General features: G+C 64.4%; 12 protein-coding genes and 1 pseudogene. 11 read left to right on the top strand and 2 right to left on the bottom strand.

The genetic code is table 11. The annotated features are described in order from the left end of the window. The 9 genes and pseudogenes from IL54_RS23965 to IL54_RS05385 form a co-directional block, all read left to right on the top strand. A pseudogene (locus IL54_RS23965) lies at nucleotides 1-144 on the top strand (FemAB family XrtA/PEP-CTERM system-associated protein); the annotation flags it as partial. A 68-nt stretch (nucleotides 145-212) separates the two neighbouring features. Beyond that, entirely contained in the window at nucleotides 213-1,283 is a 1,071-nt protein-coding gene (locus IL54_RS05420; RefSeq protein WP_037473795.1) for a FemAB family XrtA/PEP-CTERM system-associated protein, read from the top strand. Further along, nucleotides 1,280-2,503: a TIGR03087 family PEP-CTERM/XrtA system glycosyltransferase gene (locus IL54_RS05415; protein WP_037473792.1), complete on the top strand. Its 1,224-nt coding sequence runs from the start codon at nucleotides 1,280-1,282 to the stop codon at nucleotides 2,501-2,503. The genes IL54_RS05420 and IL54_RS05415 overlap by 4 nt, the downstream gene beginning before the upstream one ends. Further along, nucleotides 2,500-4,035 (top strand): exosortase A, encoded by a 1,536-nt coding sequence (gene xrtA / locus IL54_RS05410; protein ID WP_037473790.1) that lies wholly within the window; start codon nucleotides 2,500-2,502, stop codon nucleotides 4,033-4,035. The genes IL54_RS05415 and xrtA overlap by 4 nt, the downstream gene beginning before the upstream one ends. Before the next feature lie 10 nt (nucleotides 4,036-4,045). Then, entirely contained in the window at nucleotides 4,046-5,941 is a 1,896-nt protein-coding gene (locus tag IL54_RS05405; protein WP_037473788.1) for an XrtA/PEP-CTERM system amidotransferase, read from the top strand. Between the two features lie 263 nt (nucleotides 5,942-6,204). Next, complete coding sequence (locus tag IL54_RS05400) at nucleotides 6,205-7,554, top strand: sugar transferase (protein WP_037477873.1); 1,350 nt, start codon at nucleotides 6,205-6,207, stop codon at nucleotides 7,552-7,554. A gap of 2 nt (nucleotides 7,555-7,556) precedes the next feature. Then, nucleotides 7,557-8,684, top strand: coding sequence for a glycosyltransferase family 2 protein (locus tag IL54_RS05395; RefSeq protein WP_037473785.1), 1,128 nt, complete (start codon nucleotides 7,557-7,559; stop codon nucleotides 8,682-8,684). A gap of 146 nt (nucleotides 8,685-8,830) precedes the next feature. Further along, on the top strand, nucleotides 8,831-9,205 hold the full coding sequence (gene secG, locus IL54_RS05390; protein WP_037473784.1) for a preprotein translocase subunit SecG: 375 nt from the start codon (nucleotides 8,831-8,833) through the stop codon (nucleotides 9,203-9,205). A 90-nt stretch (nucleotides 9,206-9,295) separates the two neighbouring features. Beyond that, complete coding sequence (locus tag IL54_RS05385; protein WP_037473782.1) at nucleotides 9,296-10,930, top strand: CTP synthase; 1,635 nt, start codon at nucleotides 9,296-9,298, stop codon at nucleotides 10,928-10,930. Nucleotides 10,931-10,973: 43 nt separating this feature from the next. On the opposite strand, the gene IL54_RS05380 is transcribed toward IL54_RS05385, so the two are convergent. Beyond that, nucleotides 10,974-12,086 (bottom strand): NADH:flavin oxidoreductase/NADH oxidase, encoded by a 1,113-nt coding sequence (locus tag IL54_RS05380; protein WP_037473780.1) that lies wholly within the window; start codon nucleotides 12,084-12,086, stop codon nucleotides 10,974-10,976. An 82-nt stretch (nucleotides 12,087-12,168) separates the two neighbouring features. Next, nucleotides 12,169-13,305 (bottom strand): PQQ-dependent sugar dehydrogenase, encoded by a 1,137-nt coding sequence (locus tag IL54_RS05375; RefSeq protein ID WP_037473778.1) that lies wholly within the window; start codon nucleotides 13,303-13,305, stop codon nucleotides 12,169-12,171. Nucleotides 13,306-13,494: 189 nt separating this feature from the next. Between IL54_RS05375 and rimP the strand changes: the two genes are divergently transcribed. Beyond that, nucleotides 13,495-14,019: a ribosome maturation protein RimP gene (gene rimP, locus IL54_RS05370; protein WP_037473776.1), complete on the top strand. Its 525-nt coding sequence runs from the start codon at nucleotides 13,495-13,497 to the stop codon at nucleotides 14,017-14,019. 13 nt (nucleotides 14,020-14,032) lie between these two features. After that, entirely contained in the window at nucleotides 14,033-15,604 is a 1,572-nt protein-coding gene (gene nusA, locus IL54_RS05365; protein ID WP_037473774.1) for a transcription termination factor NusA, read from the top strand. Nucleotides 15,605-15,608: the final 4 nt, after the last annotated feature.

The following is a 15,608-nucleotide window of genomic DNA, read 5'->3' as shown; positions in this document are numbered from 1 at the left end:
GATCATGAATGGGCACCCGATGGCGCGCGGCGCGACGTGAACCCGCATAGCGAAAAATGTCAGCGCCGCATCGCGCTGTGGAAACGATTGCCGCTGCCGGTCGCCAATCTGGTCGGTCCGCTCATCGCGCGCGGTTTGGGATGATATCTGGGATATATGCTATGCCGGTCCATGGGGCCGGCTGGGGTCGGGGGGATTAGGACGTCGTGTTCATGCAAGGGATAACCGAGGTCGGCCTCATCGTGGAAGAGGCGCGCCTTACCGATGCGGCGGAGGTCGCCGCGATCGACGCCTGGGTGCGCACGCATCCGGCATCGACGCCGTTCCAGCGCCCCGGCTGGATCATGGGGGTCGAACATGGCACGGGTCAGAAAGCCCTGATGCTGGTCGCGCGGCTGGGCAGCCAGATCGTCGGCGTCCTGCCGCTCACCTATATCCGCTCGATGCTGTTCGGCCGCGCCCTCGTTGGCAGCGGCTTTGCGGTCGATGGCGGCATCCTCACCACCCATCGCAAGGCCGGCGAGATGCTGGCCGACGCCGCCTGGACGCTGGCCGAAAAGCTTGGCTGCGCGACACTCGAACTGCGCGGCGGCGAAGCGCCAGCCGGTCTCGCCTGGCAGGCAAAGGCCGACGCCTATCTCGGCTTCTCGCGCCCCCTCGCTGCCGATGACGAAGCAGAACTCAAGGCCGTGCCCAAGCGCCACCGCGCAGAAATCCGCAAAGGCCTAGCCAACGACCTGACCTTCGAGAGTGGCCGCGACAAGCGGCTGCGCGACATCCATTACCGCCTCTACGCCCATAGCGTCCATCATCTGGGCACCCCGGTTTTCCCACGCGCCCTGTTCGACGGCGTGCTGGATCGCCTTGGCGGCGACGCCGACATCGCCCTGGTGTCAAAGGACGGCAAGCCCTTGTCGGCGGTCATCAGCCTCTATCATGGCGGCGCGTGCATGCCATACTGGCATGGCGCGGCGGATGGCGCGCGGACCATGCGCTCGAACGAAGCGCTCTATTTCCTGCTGATGCGCCAGGCGCGCGAACGCGGCTGCACGACCTTCGATTTCGGCCGGTCAAAGGTCGGCACCGGCCCCGCCGCCTGGAAAAAGACCTGGGGCTTCGAGGGCGAACCGCTCGGCTATCATCTGCGCACCGCACCGGGCAAGGAGACGCGCGACGTCAATCCGCTCTCGCCCCAATATCGGCGCAAGGTCGAATATTGGAAGAAACTCCCTGAAAGCCTCGCGACGCTCATCGGCCCGCACATCGCGCGGGGCCTTGGATGACGGGCGATATCCTCTTCCTCTGCCATCGCATCCCCTTCCCACCGGACAGGGGTGACAAGATCCGCTCGTGCAACCTGCTCAAGCGCTTGGCGCAGGTCGCCCCCGTCCATGTCGGCTGTTTCGCCGATGATGATCGCGACATGGGCTTCGCTGGGGAACTGGCCGCCGTGGCGCAGAGCCAGTGCGTGCTACGGCGCGACAGGTCCAGGATCGTGGCGGGCCTCACTGGCCTCGCTAAGCGCGAACCGTTGCTCGTTTCGCTGTTCGACCATCCCGGCCTGCACCATTGGGTCGCGCAGACACTCGCCGACCATCCCATTCGCGCCGCCATAGCCTATTCGGCGCAGATGGCGCATTTCGTCCCCACTCTCCCGCCAGGCACCCGCTTCCTGATGGATTTCGTGGATTTCGATTCGGCCAAATACGCCGCTTATGGCGCGCAAGGCTCCGGCCCCATGGGCTGGATCAACCGGCGCGAAGGCCGCGTGCTGCTCGACTTCGAACGCCGCATCGCCGCCCGCGCCGACATCTCCACTTTCGTCAGCGAAGCCGAAGCCGGCCTTTTCCGCACCGCCAGCGGCCTTGGCCCCGACCGGATCGTGCCGCTCGAAAATGGCGTCGCGCTCGACTATTTCGATCCGACCGCTGACTTCCCCCCAATGGCACATGGCGACGGCCCCTTGCTCGTCTTCACCGGGCAAATGGACTATCGCCCCAATGTCGAGGCGGTCGAAAGTTTCGCGCGCCAGACCTTGCCCGCCATCCGCACCGTCCATCCCAACGCCCGTTTCGCCATCGTCGGTCGCAACCCGTCCAAGGCCGTCGAAGCGCTCGCCGCCCAGCCCGGCGTGATCGTCACCGGCGGCGTGCCCGACGTGCGCGGCTGGCTGGCGGCGGCTGACATCGTCGTCGCCCCCTTGCGCATCGCGCGCGGCATCCAGAACAAGGTGCTGGAAGCCATGGCAATGGCCCGCCCGGTCGTCGCCTCGCCCCAAGCCGCCGAAGGCATCGACGCGCAGGATGAAATGCACTTCCTGATCGCTGCCAACCCGGCCGAAGAAGCCGCCAAGATCAACGCCTTGCTCGCCGATCCCGCCCGCGCAGCCCAGCTCGGCATCGCCGCCCGCGCGCGGATGGAGGCCCGCTACCGCTGGTCGGCCACGCTCGCCCAACTGCCCGACCTGCTGTTCGGCCGCGAAGCGGACTGCCGCGCCGCATGACCGGACAGACGCTGCCGATGGCGCGCACCCCACTTGTCGACCTGACCGGTTGGCGCGGCCATCTGACCGCGCTTGGTGTCGTCGCCTTCGCGATCCTGACGCTGTTCTTTGACGATGTGCATTCGATGGTGTCGATCTGGTGGCATTCCTCCACCTTCGGCTATTGCCTCTTCATCCCGCCGCTCATTGCCTGGCTGGTGCAGCAACGTCTGCCCGGTCTGCGCCAGCTGGAGCCGGTGGCCTGGGCACCGGGCCTCATCTGGCTGGGGCTGGGCGCGCTCGCCTGGCTGCTCGGCGCAGCGGCGGGCGTGGCGATGGTCCGCCATAGCGCGCTCATCCTGATGCTTCAGGGCGCGACCGTCGCGCTGCTCGGCCCCGCCGTCGCGCGCGCGCTCATCTTCCCGCTCTTCTACGCTTTCTTCATGGTGCCCTTCGGTGAAGAACTCGTGCCGCCGCTGCAACTGGTGACGGCGCATCTGACGATGTTCTTCCTCGACCTGTCGGGCGTACCCGCCCATATGGAAGGCATCTTCATCACCACGCCGACCGGCTATTTCGAAGTGGCGGAGGCCTGTTCGGGCGCGAAATTCCTGATCGCCATGACCGCCTATGGCGTGCTGGTCTGCAATGTCTGTTTCAAAAGCTGGCCGCGTCGCATCATCTTCTTGGGCGGCGCGCTGCTGCTCTCGATCCTCGCCAACGGCGTGCGCGCCTTCGCCACCATATTGGTCGCGCATCTGACCACCATCGACGCCGCCGTGGGCTTCGACCATGTCGTCTATGGCTGGGTCTTCTTCGCGATCATCATGATCGTCGTGATGGCAACCGCCTGGCCCTTTTTCGATCGCAAGCCTGGCGACCCCTGGTTCGATCCGCAACGCCTGCAACGCCCCGTCCTGACCCCCGGATCAGCTGGCCGGATCGCGGGCATCGCACTGGCCCTGATCGTCGCCGCGCCGCTCTGGCTGGCCGCCACCGCCGCCAATGCCGATCCCTTGCCCGCGCGCATCGACCTGCCCTCGGTGCCCGGCTGGACGCGCAGCGCGACGCCGATGGCCTATCCGTGGAAGCCGCGCTTCGACGGCGCGGACCATGCCACCCTAGGCCGCTATCGCAATGCTGACGGCCAGATCGTCGATCTCGCCATCATCGCCTATGAACGGCAGGACGAAGGCCGCGAACTGGTCGGCTTCGGCCAGGGCGCGGCTGATCCCGATGGCCAATGGGTCTGGTCCTCGCCCGCACCTGCGCCACGGGGCGCGCGCGGTGAACAGGTCACCGCCCCCGGCCCGGTCGTGCGTCAGGTGGTGAGCTATTATGTCGTGGGCGGCAATGCGCCGACTGGCAGCCGCCCGCAGGTCAAGATCGCCACGATGAAAGCCCGGCTGATGGGCCAGGACCAGCGCGCCGTCGCCATCCTCATCTCCGCCGAAGAAGGGCAGGGGCGTCCCGCCGATGCGGCAATCCGCGCCTTCCTGACCAATATCGGCGACATACAGCTTTTGGCTGACCGCAGCGCGGGCATCCGCTAGGGAGGTTCGCATGTGCGGCATAGCGGGTATCTTTCATCTGGAAACGGCCAAGCCGGTCGATCCCGCGCGGGTCCGCGCCATGCTCGATGCGATGCCGCATCGTGGCCCGGATGGCAGCGGCATCTGGACCGCGCCAGGCGTAGGTCTGGGCCATCTGCGCCTGTCGATCATCGATCTGGAATCGGGCGCGCAGCCGATGCTGACCGACGACGAGGCGCTGGCGGTCATATTTAACGGCGAAATCTATAATTTCGCCGAAGTGCGCGCCGAACTGGAGGCGAAGGGCCATGTCTTTCGCACCCATAGCGACACGGAAGTCATCCTTCACGGCTATCGCCAATGGGGCGAGGAGTGCGTCCACCGCTTCAACGGCATGTTCGCCTTCGCCCTGTTCGACGCGCGCGCGCAGTCGCTCTGGCTGGTGCGCGACCGGCTGGGGGTCAAGCCGCTCCATTATGCCTTGCTGTCCGATGGCAGCCTGATCTTCGGATCGGAACTCAAAAGCCTGCTCGCCCATCCGCTGCTGCGCCGCGCGCCGGACCTGTCCGCGCTCGAAGATTATATGGCCTATGGCTATGTTCCCGACGATGCCTGCCTGGTCGCGGGCGTGCGCAAGTTGGGCGCTGGCGAAACGCTCCGCCTCGTGCGCGGCCGCCCCTTGCCCCAGCCGCATCGCTATTGGGACGTCAGCTTCGCCGACCGCACCAAATCCTCCCCCCAGGAATCGGAAGAGGAACTGGTCGCCCTGATGCGGCAGGCCGTCCGCTCGCGCATGGTCGCCGACGTGCCGCTGGGTGCCTTCCTGTCGGGTGGCGTGGACAGCAGCAGCGTCGTCGCGTTGATGGCCGAGGCGTCGAGCCAAGCCGTCAAGACCTGCACCATCGGCTTCGATGTCGCCGCGCTCGACGAAACCGCCTATGCCGATCGCATCGCCCGCCGCTTCGCCACCGATCATCGCAGCCGTATCGTCTCGCCCGACGATTATGGCCTGATCGACCGGCTCGCCTTCCATTTCGACGAACCCTTTGCCGATGCCTCCGCGCTGCCGACCTTCCGCGTTTGCGAACTGGCGCGCGAGCAGGTGACCGTCGCGCTGTCGGGCGACGGCGCGGACGAAGCCTTTGCCGGCTATCGCCGCCACCGTTTCCAGATGCAGGGCGAACGCATCCGCGGCCTCATCCCCGCCTCGGTCCGCGAACCGCTGTTCGGGACGCTCGGCAAATATTATCCCAAGGCAGATTGGGCACCGCGCGCGCTGCGGGCCAAATCGACCTTCCTCGAACTGGCGGGCAGCGGCGGCGAAGCCTATGCCGCGTCGGTCGGCATCACCCCCCACGCCCTGCGCCAGCGCCTCTTCACGCAGGAGGTGAAGGGACGGCTCGGCGGCTATCGCGCCGAAGATCGCTATATAAAGGCGATGGCCAACGCGCCCGCGCGCGACGCACTCGACCGCGCCCAATATGCCGACATCAAATATTGGCTACCCGGCGACATCCTGACCAAGACCGACCGGATGAGCATGGCCGTCAGTCTGGAAGCGCGCGAACCCCTGCTCGACCATCGCCTCGTCGAATTTGCCGCGCGCTTGCCGGTCAGCCAGCGCATTCGCGGCAATAGCGGCAAATATTTGCTGAAAAAGGCGATGGAGCCTTATCTGCCGCAGGACATACTCTATCGCCAGAAAATGGGCTTCGTCACGCCCATCAGCGCCTGGTTCCGTGGCGCGCTCGCGGGCGAAGCCACCGCCATCGCGGGCGGATCGGCCCTGGCCCGCACCGAATGGTTCGACAGCGCCATGCTCGCCCGCATCGCCACCGACCACCGCTCCGGCGTCGCCGACCATGGCCGCCTGCTGTGGCAATTGCTCATGCTCGACAAGTCGCTGACGCGCCTGTTCGGGGTGTAAAATTATTTTCTTCCCTGAAGCGGAGTTCCCAGATTTCGTCATCCCCGCGAAGGCGGGGACCCATCTCCCAACCTAAAATCAAGGGGATAAGGCGGGAGATGGATTGCCGCCTTCGCGGCAATGACGTAGTTAAATGAAGTTCGTTCCCCATATGGTCCTCCCCTGCAAGGGGAGGATGAACACAGGCAGACTCCTAACCCACCCCCTTGCAACCCGCGCCGCCCGGTGCCAACGGAGCGCATGGCGATGATCAGGGCGCAACAGTGACAGTTTCCAAGGAAATCGTGCGGTTCCGGCTTTACGCGCTGTGTCTGGGCGGGGACATGGCCGGGCTGTTCTGCGCCTTCCTCGCCGCCAACTGGTTCGTGCTGGGCGCGCTGTGGGGCGAACCAGGCAAGCCGCACGGCCTCGTCATGTTCGCGATGATCGCGCCGCTCTATGCGCTGCTGGCAGTGCAGGGCGGCGGCTATGGCATTCAAAGCATCAACAATGTCCGGCGCGGCATCGTCCGCGCGCTCTGGGCGTTGGTCCAGGCGGCGCTGCTGATGCTGCTGATCGTCTATCTCGGCAAGATGGCCGAACAATTGTCGCGCCTCACCTTCGTAACCGGCCTTGGCCTCGGCGGTCTTGCCGTCGCACTGGTGCGCCTCGCGATCGCGCGGCTGGCGAGCCAGGTGCTGGGCGCCGTGCCCGACCTCACCGTCGTCATCATGGATGGCGTAATGATCGCCACCGGGCCGCACATGACCGTCATCGAAGCCGCCGCCATCGACCTTCGCCCCGAACGCCATGATGCCGACATGGCGGCGCGGCTGGCGAGCGCGGTCGGCATGGCCGAACGGGTGATCGTCGCCTGTCCGCTCGACCGGATGGCCGACTGGTCGGCGGCGCTCAAATCGCTGTCCGCCCGTGGCGAGATTGTCGTGCCCGAACTGCTGCGTTTCGCGCCCGCGCGGGTCGCCGAATTTGACGGCCAGCCGACCATCATCGTCGCGGGCGGCCCGCTGCAATTCCGCGACCGGCTGATCAAGCGGCTGTTCGACCTGATCGTCGCCACCGTTGCCACCATCCTGCTCTCACCCATCCTGATCGGCGCGGCGCTGGCGGTGAAACTGACCAGCCCTGGTCCCATCCTCTTCCGCCAGCCGCGTATCGGCAAGGATGGCCGCTCCTTCTCCATCTACAAATTCCGTTCGATGCGGACAGAGGCCAGCGACGCGAAGGCCGCAACGCTAACCAAGCGGGACGATGACCGCGTGACCCCGATCGGCGCCTTCCTGCGTAGGACGAGCATTGACGAATTACCTCAACTTTTCAATGTGTTAGAAGGTGATATGAGCATCGTTGGCCCGCGCCCCCATGCCGCCGCCGCGCGGGCAGGGGACAGCCTCTATTGGGAAGTCGATCCCCGCTATTGGGCGCGCCACTGCATCAAGCCCGGCATGACCGGTCTCGCCCAGGTGCGCGGCCATCGCGGCTCGACCGACCATCATCAGGATCTGATCGACCGGCTCCAATCGGACCTGGAATATGTCAGCGACTGGTCGGTCTGGCGCGACCTGCGCATCATCGTCGCGACTCTGGGCGTCCTCGTCCACCACAAGGCCTATTGAGCATGACCGACCTGCTGATAGGCGCTCTACTGTCCGCTTCGCTGTTCGCTTTGCTATGGCCCTTCCTCTTCTACCCCCTGATTCTGCGCGCTTTACCGACTTTTCCCGAAGCCCCGGTGGCGACCCAGCCGCCCAGCGCCTCGCTGCTCTTCTGCGCCTATAATGAAGCCCATGCGATGCCGGAAAAGCTCGCCAATATCGCCATGCTCAAGGCGCGCGATACGGACCTTGAATGCCTGGCCTTCGACGATGGCTCGTCGGACGGCACCGGCGACCTGATCGCGGCGCAAGGCGATCTCGTCACCCTGATCCGTGGCCCCGGCCGCAGCGGCAAGGCGCATGGCATGAAGCAACTCGCCGCCCGCGCCACGGGCGACGTGCTGATCTTCACCGACGCCAATGTCCTGCTGGACGGCGACGGGATCGACAATCTGCTCGCCCGCTATGCCGACCCGGATGTCGGCGGCGTGTTGGGGTCGCTCCACTATATAGGCGCGGACGAAAGCGCGACCGCGTCGGTCGGCTCGCTCTACTGGCGGATCGAGGAACGGCTAAAAGACGAAGAGTCGCGCACCGGCAACGTGCTGGGCGCCGACGGCTCGATCTTCTCGATCCGCCGCAGCCTCTATCCCGATTTCCCCGACAGCGTGCTGGATGACCTTACCGTCTCGATGGCCGTGGTGTTCGCGGGTAAGCGCTTGATCAAGGCCAAGGACGTCATCGCCCGCGAACGGCTGGTTACGGCCCGCAAGGATGAATATCGCCGCAAGGTACGGATCGCCGCCCGCGCCTGGCACACCCATGTCCATCTGCGCCCGCAACTGCGCCGAATGCGTGCCATCGACCGCTTCAAATATGCCTCGCGCAAGATCGTTCGCTGGTTTGGCGGCATCTTCATCCTGACCGGCGCGGTCGCGGCGGGGACGCTGGCGATGCGGATTTCCCCCATGCTCTATATGGTCGGCGCACTGGCTGTCGCCCTGACCATCTGGGCCGGGGTCCGCGCGAAAAGCGGCCCGTTCGCGGCGCTGGTCGACATACTGATCGCCTATGCCGCCACCCTGCAGGGCGTGATCAAGGCTATGACCGGCCGCACCGTCACGACCTGGAATCCGGCCAAGTCACGCTGATCAATAAATCTTCCCTCGCCAAGGAGGATATTTGGACGTCGCCACCTCTTCCCAGCAGGCGGAACTACAAAGCGGCGGTTGCCCCCGCGTCGCTTCGTCGCTATGTGCCCGGCAACGCCCTCCTTACCCGGACAGAAACCCGTCGCATGTTCACTTTTCTTCTCGTCGTGCAGGCCATCGTGGCCGCCCTGCTGGTCACCGTCATCCTGATGCAGAAGTCGGAAGGCGGCGGGCTGGGCGTGGGTGGTAGCCCGGCTGGCTTCATGTCGGCGCGCGGCGCGGCGGATTTCCTCACCCGGTCCACCTCCATCCTGGCGACCGTGTTCGTCCTGTTGTCGATCGCCATGGCGGTGATCGCTGCCGTGCGCCATGCCCCGACCGATATCGACACCTCGCTGGTGCGGCAGGCACCGACGAGCCAAAGCGCGCCCGCGACCGGTACCGTCGATCCGCTGGCCGGTGCGGCCGATTCGGTCGGCAATGGTGCGGCGGCCAACGGCGCGGTTCCCCTCGCCAACTAAACCGTTCATCGACATCGCTGATCTTTTTTAAGCGCGCGTGGATTCGCGCGCTTGCCCTTTGTTGTTCCGAAAGGCTAACCCTTCTCTCCCATGGCGCGGTATATATTCATCACCGGCGGCGTGGTCTCCTCGCTCGGAAAAGGCCTCATGGCCGCATCCCTTGCAGCGCTGCTGCAAGCGAGGGGCTATCGCGTCCGCATTCGGAAATTCGACCCCTATCTCAACGTCGATCCGGGGACCATGTCCCCCTATCAGCATGGCGAAGTCTATGTGACCGATGACGGCGCGGAAACCGACCTCGACCTTGGCCATTATGAACGCTTTACCGGCGTTTCCGCGCGCCAGTCGGACAATGTGACGCAAGGCCGCGTCTATCAGACGATCATCCAGCGCGAACGGCGCGGCGATTATCTGGGCGCAACCGTACAGGTCATTCCGCACGTCACGGATGAGATCAAGGCGTTCGCTTTGGCTGACACCGATGGCCTCGACTTCGTCCTGTGCGAAATCGGCGGCACCGTGGGCGACATCGAATCGCTGCCCTTCATGGAGGCGATTCGCCAACTGCATAACGACCTCGATCGTGGCCAGTCGATCTTCGTCCATGTGACGCTGGTGCCCTATATCGCGGCGGCCGGCGAACTGAAGACCAAGCCGACCCAGCATAGCGTCCGCGAACTGACGTCGCTCGGCATCCAGCCGGACATCTTGCTGTGCCGCTGCGAACATCCCTTGCCCGAAAGCGAGCGCAAGAAGATCGCGCTCTTCTGCAACGTGCGTCCCGAAGCCGTCATCCCGGCGCTCGACGCCTCCAGCATCTATGCCGTGCCCCAGCAATATCATGCCGAAGGGCTGGACGCCGAAGTCCTGCGCGCCTTTGGCATCGATGACGCGCCTGAGCCCTCGATGGAGCGGTGGGACGACATCATGGACCGGCAGCAGAACCCGGAAGGCGAAGTGACGATCGGCGTGGTCGGCAAATATGTCGGCCTGCTCGACGCCTATAAATCGCTGCACGAAGCGCTGCACCATGGCGGCCTTGCCAATCGGGTGAAGGTCAACATCAAGTGGATCGACGCGGAGCTGTTCGAGGAAGCGGATTCGGACATCACCGCCCGGCTCGAACCGATGCACGGCATTCTGGTCCCCGGCGGCTTCGGCGTGCGCGGGTCCGAGGGCAAGATCGCCTCGGTCCAGTTCGCACGCGAACGTGGCGTGCCCTTCTTCGGCATCTGCCTTGGCATGCAAATGGCCTGTATCGAAGGCGCGCGGAACACCGCAGGTATCGAACAGGCATCGACCACTGAATTTGGCGAAACCAGCGAACCGGTCGTCGGCCTCATCACCGAATGGATGAGCACCGAAGGCTTGCAGAAGCGCACCGCCGAAACCGACCTGGGCGGCACGATGCGGCTGGGCGCTTACCCTGCCAAGCTGACCGGCAACAGCGTCGTCGCTGGCGTCTATGGCACGACGGAAATCAGCGAACGGCACCGCCATCGCTATGAAGTCAACGCCGGCTATCGCGAGCCACTGGAAAAGGGCGGGCTGCTCTTCTCCGGCATGTCGCCTGACGGCACGCTGCCCGAAATCGTCGAGCGGCCCGACCATCCCTGGTTCGTCGGCGTCCAGTTCCACCCGGAACTGAAATCCAAGCCCTTCGACCCGCATCCCTTGTTTGCCAGCTTCATCGAAGCGGCAGTCAAGCAGAGCCGGTTGGTCTAATAGAAAAAGGGAGCGCTTCGACGCTCCCTTTTTTTGTCGGCGTTCAGGGACGCGTGGCGTCGAACAGATGGCGATATTGGCGCGGCTGGCACCGCAGATATTGGTTGGCCGCCTTGACGGTGGCACCAAGATGCGCCGCCGCATGCCATGGCCAGCGTGGATCATAGAGAATCGTCCGCGCGATCGCGATCATATCCGCGTCCCCGGTCCCGACAATCGCTTCGGCCTGCTCGAAATCGGTGATCAGGCCGACGGCGACGACGGGGATCGACACGGCCTGTTTGACCGCGCGGGCCAGAGGCACCTGATAGCTCGGCCCAACCGGTATCGCCTGATCGGGATGTAGCCCGCCGCTAGACACATGGATGGTCGCGCAACCCCGCGCCTCCAACGCTTTGGCGAAGGCGATGGTCTGCTCGATATCCCATCCGCCCGCCACCCAGTCCGTGCCGGAGACGCGCATCGTCACCGGCTTGTCGGCAGGGAAGGCCGCGCGGACGGCATCGAAGATTTCCAGCGGCAGGCGCATCCGGTTTTCCAGACTTCCCCCATAATCATCGTCCCGCTGGTTGGAGAGGGGCGAGAGGAATTGATGCAGCAGATAGCCATGCGCGCCATGCAACTGAATGGCGTCGATGCCCAGATGATGCGCGCGTTTTGCCGCGCCCACAAAAGCCTCGATCAGCTTGGCGATGCCATCGCGATCCAAAGCGAGCGGCGCAACGCTACCGGGCGTGAAGGGCAGGGCTGAAGGAGCAACCGTTTGCCAGCCATTGACCGCGTCGGGCGCAATCTGCTTGCCCCCCTGCCAGGGGACGTGCGTCGATGCCTTGCGACCGGCATGGCCCAGCTGAATGGCGATCGGCATGTCGGAATGGCGCCGAACGCTGTCCAGCACCTGTTGCATCGCCGCTTGGGTCGCATCATCCCACAACCCGACATCGGCATGGCTGATCCGGCCTTCGGGCAATACGGCACTGGCCTCGATCGTCAGCAATCCCGCGCCGGACAGCGCCAACTGCCCCAGATGGATCTGATGCCAATCATTCATCTGGCCATCAACGGCCGAATATTGGCACATCGGCGCGATGACGATGCGGTTGTCCAGTGTCAGGCCGCCGACCGTGATCGGCTCGAACAATTTGGGGCCACTCATACACTATCCTTCAAACGGTGAAGCCTTCCGGCACTTTGTCCTCGACCGCACGGAACGTCGATCGAGGGCATTGCGCTTATCGTCAGCGCTTGGGCGTCAGTTTCAACAACCGGCCTTGTGAGCCATCGCCGCCATCCTCCAGCACCCACAGCGCGCCGTCCGGCCCCTGGTCGACATCGCGGATGCGCGCGCCCATGTCCCACTGATCGCCCTTGGCCGCATTCTCGCCGTCCAGCTTGACCCGGACCAACGCCTTGCTCGACAGGCCACCGATGAACAGCGATCCCTTCCAGGCCGGGAACATGTCGCCCGAATAATAGAGCAGGCCACCCGGCGAGATCACCGGATTCCAGCTCACCTTGGGCGCTTCGAAGCCATCGCCCGGCTTATGGTCGGGAATGTCGCGGCCATCATAATGGCTGCCGTTCGACACGGTGGGATAGCCATAGTTGAGGCCCGGCTTGATGAGGTTCACCTCGTCGCCGCCCTTCGGCCCCATTTCCTGCTCCCACAGGCGGCCATCGGCGTCAAAGGCGATGCCGAGCAGGTTGCGATGGCCATAGGACCAGATGGCGGGATGAAAGCCCTTGGCCGCCAGCGGATTACCTGCCGCCGGGGTGCCGTCGGGATTGAGGCGCAACACTTTGCCCAGGGTCGATTTGGGGTCTTGGGCCGGATCGAATTTCTGCCGCTCGCCATTGGTGAAGAACAGATATTTGCCGTCGGGCGAAAAGGCGATGCGCCCGGAATAATGGCCATTGCCCTCGACATAGGGGCTGGCGCGGAAAATCACCTGCACGTCGGTCAGGCTGGTCGTCCCGTCGCTCGCCTGCGCAAACGCGCCCTTGGCCAGCGCCACGCCCTTGCCGCCGTCACGGCTTTCGGAAAAGCTGAAATAGACCATCTTGTCCTGCGCGAAGCCGGGCGACAGGACGACGTCCATCAATCCGCCTTGTCCGGCGCTATCGACGGTCGGGATGCCGACGATCGGGATTTTCGTGCCATTCTTGGGGTCGAACAACAGCATCTCGCCCGCCTTTTCCGTCACCAGCGCGCGGCCGTCGGGCAGGAAGGTCATCGCCCATGGCGAATCGAAATCGGCGACGGTGGCGATAGCAAAGGGCTTGTCGGAAGGCGCGGCGGCATTTTGGCCCGTGGCGTTTTCGGCCGAACAGGCCATGAGGATGAGGGGCAGGGCGGTCATGGCTATACGGCGCATCGCGATCTCCGGTTATGAGCGTTCACAGGTGGGTCTTGAGCGATAGAATGAGTGGGGACGATTAATGTTGCAGATTTAATGGTGTCCGCCTATATCGGCATTGCTTCCTTACATCGTCAAACATGTCAGGGTCGCAGGCTACCAGCCTGCGGCAGCGAAAGCGCGCATATATCTGGATTTGGAGATCGCATGGCGGACATCGCCGCACTGACAGCGTTGATCGAACCTGAGGCGAAGGCTTTGGGCTTTGACCTTGTGCGGATCAAGCTGTTCGGATCGGGCGATGATCGCACGCTCCAGATCATGGCCGAACGCCCCGAAACCAAGCAGTTGGTGATCGAGGATTGCGCCGCTTTGTCGCGCCGCCTGTCCGATTTGCTGGACGAGGTCGACCCGATCGAGGAAGCCTATCGTCTCGAAGTCAGTTCGCCCGGCATCGACCGCCCGCTCACCCGCCTGCACGACTTTGTCGAATGGGGCGGGTTCGAAGCGCGCATCACCGTGACCGAGGCGATCGAGGGGCGCAAGACCTTCAAGGGCATCCTTGGCGGGGTCGAGGGCGAGGATATCCAGTTTCGCGATACCAAGGCTGGCAATGTCGTCATCCCCTTCGGCCTGATCGATGGTGCCAAGCTGGTGCTGACCGACGCGCTGATTTCTGCTACCATGCCGCTTTCCTCCGATGGGGCGGATGAATTTGAAACCGAAGAATAAGGGTTCATAAGTCATGGCCAACGCCATTTCCGCCAACCGGGCAGAACTGATCGCCATCGCCAATTCGGTGGCGTCGGAAAAGATGATCGACAAGGCCATCGTCATCGAGGCGATGGAGGATGCGATCCAGCGCGCCGCGCGCGCCCGCTATGGCGCTGAAAACGACATCCGTGCCAAGCTGGACCCGGAAACCGGCGACCTGCGCTTGTGGCGCGTGGTCGAGGTGGTCGACACGGTCGAGGATTATTTCAAGCAGGTCGACCTGAAGGCCGCGCAGAAGCTGAAGGCGGACTCGGTCGTCGGCGACTTCATCGTCGATCCGCTGCCCGCCATTGACCTCGGTCGTATCGATGCCCAGTCGGCCAAGCAGGTGATCTTCCAGAAGGTCCGCGACGCCGAGCGCGAGCGTCAGCATGAAGAATTCAAGGACCGCGTGGGTGAAATCATCACCGGCGTCGTCAAGTCGGTCGAATTCGGCCATGTCGTCGTGAACCTCGGCCGAGCCGAGGGCGTCATTCGCCGTGACCAGCAGATCCCGCGCGAAGTTGTCCGGGTCGGTGACCGGATTCGCTCGGTCGTGCTGAACGTCCGCCGCGAAAATCGCGGACCGCAGATTTTCCTGTCCCGCGCGCACCCCGAATTCATGAAAAAGCTGTTCGCGCAGGAAGTCCCCGAAATCTACGACGGCGTCATCACCATCATGGCCGCCGCCCGCGATCCGGGCAGCCGCGCCAAGATCGGCGTCATCAGCCGCGACAGCAGCATCGATCCAGTCGGCGCCTGCGTCGGCATGAAGGGCAGCCGCGTGCAGGCCGTCGTGCAGGAAATGCAGGGCGAAAAGATCGACATCATCCCCTGGTCGGAAGATACCGCGACCTTCGTCGTCAACGCGCTGCAGCCCGCGCAGGTCAGCCGCGTCGTCATCGATGAGGAAGAAGAGCGGATCGAAGTCGTCGTCCCCGACGATCAGCTCAGCCTCGCCATCGGCCGTCGCGGCCAGAATGTCCGCCTCGCCAGCCAGCTGACCGGCAAGGCGATCGACATCATGACCGAAGCCGACGCCAGCGAGAAGCGCCAGAAGGAATTCGTGTCGCGCTCCGAACTGTTCCAGAACGAACTGGACGTGGACGAAACGCTCTCGCAGCTGCTGGTCGCCGAAGGCTTTGGCGAGCTGGAAGAAGTCGCCTATGTCAGCGTCGAGGAACTGGCCGGGATCGAAGGTTTCGACGAAGACCTCGCCGCCGAACTGCAGAACCGTGCGCAGGAAGCGCTCGATCGTCGCGAAGCGGCTGCGCGCGAAGAGCGTCAGGCGCTGGGCGTCGAAGATGCGTTGGCCGACATGCCGCACCTCACCGAAGCCATGCTGGTGACGCTGGGCAAGGCGGGCATCAAGACGCTCGACGATCTGGCTGATCTCGCCACCGACGAGCTGGTGCAGAAGAAGCGCGTTGACCAACGCCGCCGCAAGAGCGAAACGACCGAGGACAAGGGCGGCATCCTGGCTGCCTACGGCCTGTCGGACGAGCAGGGCAATGAGATCATCATGGCCGCCCGTGCGCATTGGTTCGAAGACGAGGAAGCCTAAGCCA

The sequence above is a fragment of the Sphingobium sp. ba1 genome, from assembly GCF_000743655.1.
Lineage (GTDB): Bacteria > Pseudomonadota > Alphaproteobacteria > Sphingomonadales > Sphingomonadaceae > Sphingobium.
This window is presented reverse-complemented; position numbering and strand designations above follow the sequence as displayed.

Bases quoted from the DNA above. Each gene is read 5' to 3' on its own strand.
- IL54_RS05380 (WP_037473780.1), bottom strand. From the start codon at position 12,086: ATGAGTGGCCCCAAATTGTTCGAGCCGATCACGGTCGGCGGCCTGACA.
- IL54_RS05405 (WP_037473788.1), top strand. From the start codon at position 4,046: ATGTGCGGCATAGCGGGTATCTTTCATCTGGAAACGGCCAAGCCGGTC.
- xrtA (WP_037473790.1), top strand. From the start codon at position 2,500: ATGACCGGACAGACGCTGCCGATGGCGCGCACCCCACTTGTCGACCTG.
- secG (WP_037473784.1), top strand. From the start codon at position 8,831: ATGTTCACTTTTCTTCTCGTCGTGCAGGCCATCGTGGCCGCCCTGCTG.
- rimP (WP_037473776.1), top strand. From the start codon at position 13,495: ATGGCGGACATCGCCGCACTGACAGCGTTGATCGAACCTGAGGCGAAG.
- IL54_RS05420 (WP_037473795.1), top strand. From the start codon at position 213: ATGCAAGGGATAACCGAGGTCGGCCTCATCGTGGAAGAGGCGCGCCTT.
- IL54_RS05385 (WP_037473782.1), top strand. From the start codon at position 9,296: ATGGCGCGGTATATATTCATCACCGGCGGCGTGGTCTCCTCGCTCGGA.
- IL54_RS05415 (WP_037473792.1), top strand. From the start codon at position 1,280: ATGACGGGCGATATCCTCTTCCTCTGCCATCGCATCCCCTTCCCACCG.
- IL54_RS05375 (WP_037473778.1), bottom strand. From the start codon at position 13,305: ATGCGCCGTATAGCCATGACCGCCCTGCCCCTCATCCTCATGGCCTGT.
- IL54_RS05395 (WP_037473785.1), top strand. From the start codon at position 7,557: ATGACCGACCTGCTGATAGGCGCTCTACTGTCCGCTTCGCTGTTCGCT.
- nusA (WP_037473774.1), top strand. From the start codon at position 14,033: ATGGCCAACGCCATTTCCGCCAACCGGGCAGAACTGATCGCCATCGCC.